Raw genomic sequence first — 10,334 nt, forward strand, 5'->3', positions numbered from 1 at the left:
GGGCGGGTGCGGGCAACGGTTTCCGGGCGCCCCGGACTCAGGTGGGGTGAGGAGGTGCTCATGGGAGCCCACAAGGCCGCGCGGGACGACGAGTTCCGCGCGTTCACCGGCAGCGCGTGGACGCGGCTGCTGCGCACGGCGTACTTGCTGGCGGGGGACCGGCACGGCGCCGAGGACCTGGTCCAGCAGGCGCTGGAGCGCGCGTACGTGCACTGGAACAAGGTCCGCGCGGCGGACGACCCGAACGCGTACGTGCGCCGGATCCTGGTCAACGAGCACGCCCGGCGGTGGCGGCGGCGCAGACCGGCCGAGTACCTGGTCGAGGCCCCGCCCGACCGGCCCGCCCCGGCCGGGGCCGACCCGGACGACCGGGCCGTGCTGCTCGCCGCGCTCGCCGCCCTGCCGCCGCGCCAGCGCGAGGCGGTGGTGCTGCGGTACTGGGAGGACCTCAGCGAGTCCCAGACCGCGGCGGCGATGGACTGCTCGGTCGGGAACGTGAAGAGCCAGGCGGCCAGGGGGCTGGCCAAGCTCCGGGAGTCCTCCTCGCTGGACGGACTGACCACCATCGGAGGTAGCAGATGAGCACGGAGTCCATGCCCGGGAACGAGCACGCGCCGACGGCGGCGGAGGAGGCCGCCGCCTCGTGGGCGCTGGGCGACCTGGCCGGGAGCATCGAGGCCGACGCGGTGCCGTACGACCGGCTGGTCGCCGGCGGGAGGCGTCGGCTGCGGTGCCGTCGGCTGCTGGCCGGGGCGGCGGCCGCGGCGGCGGTCGTCGCGGTGGCCGGGGTCGCCTCGGCGTTCGGCGGCCACGGGCCGGGGACGGGGGGCGCCGCGGTGGCGGCGGCTCCTTCCAGGGCTGCCGCTCCCTCCGCCTCCCCGGCTTCGTCGGGTACGCCGTCCGCCCCGGGCAGCCCGGCCGGGGCCGCGCGGGACCCGTTCACCCCGATCCGCGTCAAGATCGGCGAGGGCAGCGCGAACGGCCACACCTGGCAGGCCTGGGTCGCCGAGTGGCCCGGCCCGGCCACCGAGCAGGACGCCCTCCGGCAGATCGAGACGATGCGGAAGGAACGGACCGCCGCCGACCCGGACCCGCGCTCGCTGCTCCCGCAGGACGCGGCCGGCAACTGGGCCCCGCACAACGACCTGGCGAACCTCTACTACACCGTGGACGGCAAGCGGCAGCCGGACGACTCCGTCCACGTGGTCAACGAGCCGGGCGGACCGTACAAGGGAGGAGTCGCCGGCGTGAGCACGTCGCTGGGCCTCAAGGACGCGGCGGAGTCCGGCCTCCCGCCGGTGGTGGCCGGCGGCGTCGGGCCCGAGGTGGCGAAGGTCGTGATCACCTGGGCGACCGGCGGCTCCACCGAGGCGGTGCCGGTCGCGGCCGGGGACTCCACGCTGCGCTGGTTCGGTCTCATGGCGAAGCCGGGCTCCGGCGTCAAGACCTTCACCACCTACGCCGCGGACGGTTCGGTGCTGCGGACCACCGACCACTGGCTCCGCACCAACTGAGCCGCGGCAGCCCCTTCCCGCCCCGTTCCGCCCCGATCGTCGCCGCCGTGCGCCATCGTGGTGCCGGACGAGTCGATCGACGGGCCGTCAGCGGTCCGGAAGGGCGGTGGACGATGAGCGGGTTGTCGAAGGAACGGCTGGAGCGCCTGCACCGGGTGCTGGCCGGGCACGTCGAACGCGGTGCCGTGCCCGGCCTGGTGGCGGCCGTCGCCCGGGACGGCGACGAGCACGTCGAGGTCCTCGGCAGCCACACGGCCGGGGGCGGCGCGCCGGTGCGGCGCGACACGATCTTCCGCATCGCGTCCATGAGCAAGCCCGTCACCGCCGTGGCCGCGCTCACCCTGGTCGAGGAGTGCGTCCTGCGCCTCGACGACCCGCTCGACGACCTGCTGCCCGAACTCGCCGGCCGGCGCGTGCTGCGCCGGCCGGACGGCCCGCTCGACGACACCGAGCCCGCCGCCCGCCCGATCAGCCTGCGCGACCTGCTCACCTTCCGGCTCGGCTACGGACTCACCACGCCGAGCGGCGCCCCGATCGCCGCCGCCATGGCCGAACGCGGCGTCAACGTCCTGCCGCCGCGCGCCGACTACCCAGCGCCGGACGAATTCCTGCGCCGGCTCGGCGAGTTGCCGCTGCTGCACCAGCCCGGGGCCGGCTGGCACTACCACACCGGCTCGGTCGTCCTCGGCATCCTGCTCGCCCGCGCCTGCGGCAAGCCCCTCGGCGACGTGCTGCGCGAGCGCGTCCTCGGCCCCCTCGGCATGCGGGACACCGGCTTCACCGTCCCTGCCGACCGGTTGCACCGGCTCCCCGACGAGTACTGGCACGACCCCGCCCGCGGCCTCGTCGTCTACGACGACCCCGCTGACAGCGCCTGGTCCCGGCCCGCGGCCCTCGACGACGGCGGCGCCGACCTCGTCTCGACCGTCGACGACTACCTCGCCTTCGCCCGGATGCTCCTCGCCGGCGGCACCCACGGAGACGTCCGGATCCTCTCCCGCCCCACCGTCGAGCTGATGACCACCAACCAGCTCACCCCCGCCCAACTCACCGCCTCCGCACCGCTGCTGGGCCGCGACGAGCTCACCGGCTGGGGCTTCGGCGTCTCCGTCGCCACCACCCGCGACGGCCTGCCCACCCCCGGCCGCTACGGCTGGGACGGCGGCCTCGGCACCACCTGGTTCAACGACCCGAAGGAGCGGCTGACGGGCATCCTGCTCACCCAGCGCATGTTCGACGGCCCCACCCCGCCCGCGGTCGCACGGGACTTCGAGGTGCTCGCGTACCAGGCGGTGGCGTGACGGGGCCAGGGGGTCCTACGGGATGAGCGCGGCCTCGTCCGGGTCCGGCAGCCAGTCGCGGGCCGGGTCGTACTCCAGCCACCTGCTGCGCCGGGCCTCCTCGGCGAACGCCCGCAGCAGCGGCTGGAGCCGGGGGTGCTGGTCGGCGGCCGCGCCGTCACCCGGGCCGCCCTCGGTGCGCCAGAGCAGCGACCACGCGTACAGCGGCGTCGGCTCGACCAGCGGGACGGTCCGCACGCCCGGACGGTCCGGGAGCGGGACGTCGGCGGGGACGAGGGAGAAGCAGTCCGGGGCGGCGCGGACCTGCTCGACGAAGTGCTCCAGCCCCAGGTTGGTCGAGCCGGCCCGCCGCTCGATGCCGAACCGGTCCGCGAACCTGGTCAGGAAGTCCAGCCGGTCCACCGCCGCCGGGTAGCGCAGCACGCTGCCGCGCAGGTCGGCCGGGCGCAGCACGTCCAGGCCGGCCAGCGGGTGGCCGGCCGACAGCAGCACGTCCACCGGCTCCAGCCGCACCAGCCGGTGCGTCAGCCCCGCGTCCCGGCCCTCCGGCAGCGGGTGCACCCGGCCGAAGCCCGCGTCCGACTCCCCGCGCAGCAGCGCCGCCGCGACCGACGGCAGGTCCCGGCCGGGCACCGGCTCCACCTCCAGCCCCGGCGCGCCGTCCAGCGCCTGCGCGACGGTGCGCATCGGCGCGAACAGGTGACCCCAGACGTCGATCCGCAGCGGCCGGGCGGCGCACGTCACCGCCGCCACCGCCCGGTCCCCCTGGTCGAGCACCCGCCGGGCCGGCTCCAGGAACCGCCGGCCCTCCTCGGTGAGGCCCACGCCCCGGGCGTCCCGGTCCAGCAGCCGCACCCCGAGGGCGCCCTCCAGCCGGGCCACCCGCTTCGACAGCGCCTGCTGGCTGACCCCGAGCCGCCCCGCCGCCCGCCCGAAGTGCGCCTCCTCGGCGGCGGCCACGAACGCCCGCACCTGCGCGAGATCAAGATCCATGAGGCGTCAGCTTAGGGCGTGTCTCTCGGCTCAGGCCGGGTGCCGCCGTTCCCCGGACGACAACCGCCCGTTGTCGGCGGCGCCCGGCGGTTGTTGGACCGGCTCCGGGCCGCCGCGGTGTGCTGGGCCGGTCAACGGGACGCTACGCCGAGAGGGGAGAACGGGATGAAGGCGCTGGTACCGACCGGCCGGGCGGACGCACCGGTCGGGTTCGCGGAGGTCGCGCAGCCGGAGCCGGGACCGGGGGAGGCCCTGGTCAAGGTCGAGGCGTTCTCGGTCAACCGGGGTGAGACCTTCAAGCTGGAGGCCCCCGAGCCGGGCTGGCGGCCGGGCAAGGACGTCGCGGGCCTGGTCGTCCAGGCCGCCGCCGACGGCTCCGGGCCGGGCGTGTGCCGCCGCGTGGTCGGCCACCCGCCCGCGGGCGGCTGGGCCGAGTACGTGCGCGTGCCCACGAGCTCGCTCGCCGAGCTCCCCGACTCCATCGACGCCGTCCGCGCCGCCGCCCTGCCGCTGGCCGGCCTCACCGCGCTGCGCCTGCTCCGCACGGCGGGCGCGCTGGCCGGCCGCCGGGTGCTGCTGACCGGTGCCTCCGGCGGCGTCGGGCACTACTTCACCGAGCTGGCCTCCGCCGCCGGGGCCGAACTGACCGTCGTCGCCGCCTCCCCCGAGCGGGGCCGGCGGCTCGCCGAGCTCGGCGCGGCCGAGGTGGTCCACGAGGTCGGCGCGGCGCGCGGCCCGTACGACCTGGTGCTGGAGTCCACCGGCGGCGACGCCCTGCCGCTCGCCCTCGCCCGGCTGGCCCGGCGCGGCACCCTGATCTGGTTCGGCCAGGCCTCCCGGCGGCCCGCCACGCTCGACTTCTTCGACTTCTTCACCGGCCCGGAGTCCGCGACCCTGCGGCACTTCCACTACGCCGACTCCGACGTGCCCGACGGCCGCGACCTCGCCACCCTGGTCCGCCTGGTCGCGGAGGGCCGCCTGACCCCCGAGCTCGGCCGGGTCGCGCCCTGGTCCGAGACCGCCGCCACCCTCACCGACCTGCGCGACCGCCGCATCCGCGGCAAGGCCGTCCTGACCGTCAACTGATCCGCGCCGAAAGGGAACCGACGATGTCCGACGACTCCTTCTTCTCCTTCCTCGACGACCCCGGCTTCCTCGCCGCCTTCGTCGAGGTCAGCCGCCCCCGCGCCCACGGCGCCGGCCTCGACCCGTACGACTACGACCGGGTGACCGCCCCGCTGGCCTCCGCGCACGACTGGCCCGCCGCGTGCGCCGCCGCCGGGCAGCGCCACGCGGAGGCCGCCGGGCGCGCCGCCGCCGAGGGCCGGGGCGTCACCGCCGGCGAGGCGTACCGGACGGCCGCCCGCTGGCACCACGTCGCCGGGTGGCTCCCGCACCCCGACCGCGAGGCCGCCGCCCGGACCGCCGCCGACGCGGACGAGGCCATGCGGCGGGCGCTGGCCCACCTCGACCCGGCGGCGGAACGGGTCGAGGGCGACGGCTTCGCGGGCTGGCTGCGCCGCCCGTCCGGCGGCCCGGCGGCACCCCGGCCGGTCGTGCTGGTCGTGCCGGGGATGGACTCCGGCAAGGAGGAGTTCCACGCCGTCGTCGAGGCCCTGCTGGCCCGCGGCTCGGCCGTCCTCGCGATCGACGGCCCCGGCCAGGGCGTCCTCGCCGCCGGCAGCGTCCCCGAACCGGACTACCAGCGCGTCGTCGGCCGCGCGATCGACGCCCTCGCCGGCCGCGACGGCCTGGACCCCGACCGGATCGCGGTCGTCGGCCTGAGCCTCGGCGGCTACTACGCGGCGACGGCCGCCGCCCACGAGCCGCGCGTACGGGCCGCCGCACTGGTCAGCGGCCCGTACCGGCTGGCGTGGGACGAGCTCCCCCCGTTCGTCCGCGCGACCCTCGTCCAGCGCTGCGGCGGCCCCGAGGCCGCCCGCGCGTTCGCCGCCCGGCTGGACGTGACGGGCCTGGTGCCCGCGCTGACCGTGCCGGTCCTCGTCGTCGAGGGCGGCGAGGACGTGATCCCGGGCGTCACCAACGCGACCCCCCTCGCCGCCGAGGCCCCCGCCGCCGAGCTCCTCCTCGTCCCGCACGGCAACCACCTGCTGGGCACCGCCCTCCCCGACTGGCTCCCCACCACGGCCGACTGGCTCACGGGCCGTCTGTAGGGCGGGGATTCCCCGGAGGCGACGTCAGCCGCCGACCACGAGTCGCCACGGGTCGAGCACGGCCGCCCTGGCCAGGTGGGTCAGGAGGTCCGTGCTCCCGGTCGCAACGACCGCCATGCCCTGGTCCCCCGGTTCGGCGCCGGTGGGGCGGGAGAGCGTGTACACCTTCGCCGACAGCGAGCCGGGGATCCCCGTGACCGGGAGGAAGGGCTCCGCCGGGACGGTCTCCGTGCCCATGGAGGTTCCGGTGACCGCGGTGCCGACGGGCTGTCGCCCGAGGATCCCCAGGTGCATGAGGGAGACCTCGCCACCCGGCTGGGGGGCGCGGACTCCCGGTGCGTCCGGGAGCAGCAGACGGACGCCGTCGCCGGTGACGGTGTAGGCGCCGTACTCGGTCTCGGTGTACGGGCGGGCGTGTGCGAGGCCGGCGAGGACCGCCGCGCCCGCGCCCAGGGCGAGCAGACCGCGCAAGGGGGTGCGGGCGCCGCTCGCACGGTAGGCGTGGAACAGCCGGACCGCGATGTGGAGGGCCAGCGCGGCGAGGAGGCACAGCCAGGACAGCGCCCCCATCGGCCCGAAGCCGATCAGGGCCGCCCGCCCGGCGATGAGCAGGTTGCCGAGCAGCAACCAGGGGAAGAGCAGGCAGACGGCCCCGTACACGGCCCAGCCGTCGGCCAGGGTGCGGGCGGGCCGGGGTCCGCCGAAGGCCACCCAGCCGGCGAGGGCACGGACGTCGGCCATGCTCTTCTCCCGCAGGTTCGGGATGTCCACCCACGCCATGAGGGCGATGTAGCCGTCGAGCTTGATGAACGGCAGCAGGTTGAACAGCCCCGCGAACGTGGTCATCGTCGCGCACACGCCGAGCAGGTCGCAGGCGGCGCCGGCGGTGACCGCCGAGCCCAGCGCGAGCACGCCCGCGCAGCCGAGCTGGCAGGTGACCCCGGCCAGCGCGACCATGACCCGCTGGCGGCGGTCGCGCAGCCGCCACACGTCGGTGACGTCGCAGAACATCGCCGGCGTCAGGTACAGCAGCATGACGCCGATCCGGCGGGCGTGCCCGCCGTACCGGGCGAGGCAGGCGCCGTGGGCGAGTTCGTGCAGGCCGTTGACCGCGATCACGACGCCCATGGCGATCGCCCAGTACTGCCAGGGCTGGGGCCGCCAGGCGGCCTCGGAGATCCGGACGGCGCCGGAGAGGACCACCGCCAGCCCGGCGAACACGGCGGCACCGCACAGCGCGGTGCTCACCCGGTTGGCCATCAGCCGGGGCAGCGGGCGGCCCGGAGCGAGGAAGCCCGGGCGCCGGAACACCGTGAACTGCAGGGCGGCCGGGCGGCGGTACTGGAAGCGGCCGTTGCCCGGGCTCTCGGGGGCGGTGCCGGTCAGCAGCCCGAGGTCGGTGAAGCGGCGCAGCGCGGTGTCGAGCACCTCCGCCGGGACGGACGGGGCCAGGTCGGCCCGGAGCCGGTCCAGGTCACGGGTGCCGTCGAGGCCCTGGAGGAGGGTGGCGGCGCCGGCGCCGAGGCGGGTGAACCGGCCCGAGTCGTGGTCGGCGGCCGTCCAGGCCCGCTCGCCGTTCTCCGGTGCGATGAGCTCGATCCCGGGCCGCACCTGCGGCCTGGCGGGGACGTCCGGGACGGGTGCGGCAGTGGCGGTCCCCATGTCAGTTCGGCTCCGCCGTGCGCTCCCGGAACACCGCACCGAGGAGGGCCGCCGCGATGTAGCCGAGGAGCAGGGCCAGCGCGGCCCAGCCGGGCAGCGGCGCGGTCAGCTCGGGGTCGTGCAGCAGGGACAGCTGGGTGCCGCCGGGCAGGAAGCGCCCGAAGTCGGGGAGCGCGACGATCACGACGGCCTCGATGCCGCTGGTGTACGCGACGACGGCGAGCACGGTGGCGACCTGGTTGCGGATCAGGTAGCCGAGGGCCACCCCCCAGGGGCCGGCGAGGGTGCTGACCAGCACGATCGTCAGCAACAGCCGCCACACCTCCCAGGTGTTGACGGGGGCGTGGCCGAAGCCGGCCGCGATGGCGGTGCTCACGAGCGCGGACAGCACGCCGACCGGGAGGCCGACGGCCACCGAGGCCGCCGCCTTGGCGGCGAGCACCCGCGTCCGGTCCGGAGTGACCAGGTAGGTGCGGGTCCAGGTGCGGTGCCGGTACTCCCCGGTGACCAGGAGCGAGCCGGTGATGGTGGCGAACAGCAGCCCGGCGAAGCCCTGGCGGATGACGGCCAGTGCCGCCTCCTCGGCCGGCATGGCCGCCTCGGTGGCGTGCCGGGCCGAGCCGATGGCGGCCAGGGCGATCAGGGCGAGGCCGGTGCCGACGGTGTAGAGCAGGCCGCGGCCGGCGCGCAGCTTGCGCAGCTCGGTGCGCAGGACGGTGGTGAACCGGGCGGGGTGGGTGGGTCCGGCGTTCACGCGGCGGCCCCCTCGGTGTCGCGGGTGCCGTCCAGGAGGTGGTGGAACGCGTCGTCCAGGCTGGCGTGGGCGTCGTCGAGCAGGCCGTCCAGCGGGCCCGCGTACCGGACCGTCCGGTCGAGCACGACCACGTGGTCCGCGGTGCGCTGGACCTCGTCCAGGCTGTGGCTGGAGACGAGCACGGCGCCGCCCCCTTCGGCGAAGGAGCGCAGGAAGCCGCGCAGCCAGCGGATCCCGTCCGGGTCAAGGCCGTTGGCGGGCTCGTCCAGGACCAGGATCCGGGGCGAGCCCACCAGGGCGCAGCCGAGCGAGAGCCGCTGGCGCATGCCGAGGGACAGCACGTCGATCCGGCGGTACTCGGCTTCCTCCAGGTCGATCGTCCGCAGGACCTCGTCGACGGCCCCGGGCGGGGCGCCGACGGCTTCGGCGACCAGGCTCAGCTGGGCCCGTACGGTGAGCGCGGGATGTCCGGGGACGTCGGTGACCGCTGCGCCCACGACCCGTGCGGGGCAAGGGAGTTCACGGTACGGGACCCCGTCGATCAGCGCGCTGCCGGAGGTGGGGGCGGTCAGCCCGAGCAGCATCCGGAGCGTGGTGGACTTGCCGCACCCGTTGCGCCCGAGGAGGGCGGTGACGCTGCCGACGGTGACCTCGAAGGAGACCCGGTCCACGGCGCGGAATCCGCCGTATTCCTTGGTCAGATCTGTGCAGACGATCAGAGGCTTCAAAATGTGGCTCCAGATGGAGCCCGGGCGGTCAGTTCCTGCGGGCCATGACGGCCAACGCGGCCACGCACTCGACGCCGACGAGCACCCAGAGGCCGGTCTGAAGCGGGCCGTCGGTGTGCCGGGCGAGAAGGCTGGTGAGGAGTATGGCCAGGCTGACGATGCCCAGGCTTACGTAAAAGCTTCGCATGGTCGGTCGGAGGTGCGCCGCCATGGTTGGAACCGGAGCACCCCCAGCTCCTTTCGGACATGAGGTGGCGGTGCATCGGTCTCGCAGCGCCTGCTGTGGCGGCGGGCGCGGGGTCGCCCCCGTCGCCCGCCCCCACAGCCTACGGTGGATCAGGTGATGCTCAGGCCAATGACGAAGGCCGCGCCACCGAGGGCGGTGATCTGCGTGACGTCATGGGCGGTGTCCAGCCAGCCCGGGGCGGCGAGGGTGTCGAGCTCCTCGACCGCGAAGTCCGCGGCCTCCGGCTGGGTGGTGATGTCCTGGTTCACTGGTTCTCCTTGACTGGTTGACCGGTCGACCGGTCGATCGGTGGGATTTCTCGGGTGTCGACCGCGGTCAGGTCAGGGCGATGACGCCGGCCGCCTCGAGGATGGCGGCGCCGCCGCCGACGATGGTGATGCCGGTCCCGAGGCCGTCCATGAAGCCGGGGGCGTCCAGCTCCTCCAGGGGCTCGACCGCGAAGTCGGGGCGGGTGGCCGGATCCTGGTCCTGGTTCTGCTGCATGTAATTCTCCAATTGGCAGTCGTTTATCGGGCGTGGTCTATCGGGCGTGGTCCATCAGGTGTGGTCCATCGGGTGTCGCTCGTCAGGTCGCGAGGATTCCCGCGCTGATGCCGGCGCCGACCGCGAAGCCGGCCCAGGTCTCCTTGTCCCAGCCGAGGAAACCCGGCGCGTCGAGCATTTCCAGCTCTTCGACGTCGAATTCCGGCAGGTTCTCAAACTCGACAGCGGGCATTCCGTGCCTCCAGTCCGGTTGCGGTGTTGCTCCCAATCCTGGCCCCCGGCGCGGCCGGTGGGAACACCTTGCGGTTTTTGCTTCGGGGATCGCTACGTGTCCGACGGCTCTTCGCTGCGGAGGCGCGGACAAATACCTGTGGTCGACTCCAGGGTCGTTCAACGGTGTTCCCGATGGGCTTTCCGGCCGTACGTTCGTCCTGATCGGGCGCACCGGGAAAAGGCGGCGCCGGCGGCAATCGGAGAG

At 75.2% G+C, this 10,334-nt stretch carries 13 protein-coding genes; 5 read left to right on the forward strand and 8 right to left on the reverse strand.

Annotation, left to right across the window (positions count from 1 at the left end; translation table 11 throughout):
- The first annotated feature begins 60 nt into the window (after window positions 1-60).
- The 3 genes from ACFVU9_RS04220 to ACFVU9_RS04230 all read left to right on the forward strand — a co-directional run bounded on the left by ACFVU9_RS04220 (window position 61) and on the right by ACFVU9_RS04230 (window position 2,815).
- Complete coding sequence (locus ACFVU9_RS04220) at window positions 61-582, forward strand: SigE family RNA polymerase sigma factor (RefSeq protein WP_380440673.1); 522 nt, start codon at window positions 61-63, stop codon at window positions 580-582.
- Window positions 579-1,514, forward strand: a complete 936-nt coding sequence (locus tag ACFVU9_RS04225) for a hypothetical protein (protein ID WP_387589737.1) — start codon at window positions 579-581, stop codon at window positions 1,512-1,514. The genes ACFVU9_RS04220 and ACFVU9_RS04225 overlap by 4 nt, the downstream gene beginning before the upstream one ends.
- A 113-nt stretch (window positions 1,515-1,627) precedes the next feature.
- On the forward strand, window positions 1,628-2,815 hold the full coding sequence (locus ACFVU9_RS04230) for a serine hydrolase domain-containing protein (protein WP_387589740.1): 1,188 nt from the start codon (window positions 1,628-1,630) through the stop codon (window positions 2,813-2,815).
- A 15-nt stretch (window positions 2,816-2,830) separates the two neighbouring features.
- On the opposite strand, the gene ACFVU9_RS04235 is transcribed toward ACFVU9_RS04230, so the two are convergent.
- Window positions 2,831-3,808, reverse strand: a complete 978-nt coding sequence (locus ACFVU9_RS04235) for a LysR family transcriptional regulator (protein WP_387589743.1) — start codon at window positions 3,806-3,808, stop codon at window positions 2,831-2,833.
- A 165-nt stretch (window positions 3,809-3,973) separates the two neighbouring features.
- Between ACFVU9_RS04235 and ACFVU9_RS04240 the strand changes: the two genes are divergently transcribed.
- Window positions 3,974-4,894: a zinc-binding dehydrogenase gene (locus tag ACFVU9_RS04240; RefSeq protein WP_380504197.1), complete on the forward strand. Its 921-nt coding sequence runs from the start codon at window positions 3,974-3,976 to the stop codon at window positions 4,892-4,894.
- A 23-nt stretch (window positions 4,895-4,917) separates the two neighbouring features.
- Complete coding sequence (locus ACFVU9_RS04245) at window positions 4,918-5,982, forward strand: alpha/beta hydrolase family protein (RefSeq protein ID WP_380504200.1); 1,065 nt, start codon at window positions 4,918-4,920, stop codon at window positions 5,980-5,982.
- Between the two features lie 24 nt (window positions 5,983-6,006).
- Here ACFVU9_RS04245 and mpaP read toward each other — a convergent pair whose 3' ends face one another.
- The 7 genes from mpaP to ACFVU9_RS04280 all read right to left on the reverse strand — a co-directional run bounded on the left by mpaP (window position 6,007) and on the right by ACFVU9_RS04280 (window position 10,088).
- A complete protein-coding gene (gene mpaP / locus ACFVU9_RS04250; protein ID WP_387589747.1) occupies window positions 6,007-7,644 on the reverse strand; it encodes a daptide biosynthesis intramembrane metalloprotease in 1,638 nt (545 codons plus the stop codon).
- A gap of 1 nt (window position 7,645) precedes the next feature.
- Window positions 7,646-8,398, reverse strand: a complete 753-nt coding sequence (locus ACFVU9_RS04255; RefSeq protein WP_387589750.1) for an ABC transporter permease — start codon at window positions 8,396-8,398, stop codon at window positions 7,646-7,648.
- Complete coding sequence (locus ACFVU9_RS04260; RefSeq protein WP_387589753.1) at window positions 8,395-9,126, reverse strand: ABC transporter ATP-binding protein; 732 nt, start codon at window positions 9,124-9,126, stop codon at window positions 8,395-8,397. Before ACFVU9_RS04260 ends, ACFVU9_RS04255 begins: the two co-directional genes overlap by 4 nt.
- Before the next feature lie 28 nt (window positions 9,127-9,154).
- Window positions 9,155-9,313, reverse strand: coding sequence for a hypothetical protein (locus ACFVU9_RS04265; RefSeq protein ID WP_380440656.1), 159 nt, complete (start codon window positions 9,311-9,313; stop codon window positions 9,155-9,157).
- Window positions 9,314-9,462: 149 nt separating this feature from the next.
- Window positions 9,463-9,621: a hypothetical protein gene (locus ACFVU9_RS04270; protein ID WP_380497168.1), complete on the reverse strand. Its 159-nt coding sequence runs from the start codon at window positions 9,619-9,621 to the stop codon at window positions 9,463-9,465.
- A gap of 67 nt (window positions 9,622-9,688) precedes the next feature.
- Window positions 9,689-9,856: a hypothetical protein gene (locus tag ACFVU9_RS04275; protein WP_380440652.1), complete on the reverse strand. Its 168-nt coding sequence runs from the start codon at window positions 9,854-9,856 to the stop codon at window positions 9,689-9,691.
- Between the two features lie 82 nt (window positions 9,857-9,938).
- Window positions 9,939-10,088, reverse strand: coding sequence for a hypothetical protein (locus ACFVU9_RS04280; RefSeq protein WP_380440650.1), 150 nt, complete (start codon window positions 10,086-10,088; stop codon window positions 9,939-9,941).
- Window positions 10,089-10,334 lie beyond the last annotated feature (246 nt).

It is taken from the genome of Kitasatospora sp. NPDC057936 (assembly GCF_042887525.1).
Lineage (GTDB): Bacteria > Actinomycetota > Actinomycetes > Streptomycetales > Streptomycetaceae > Kitasatospora.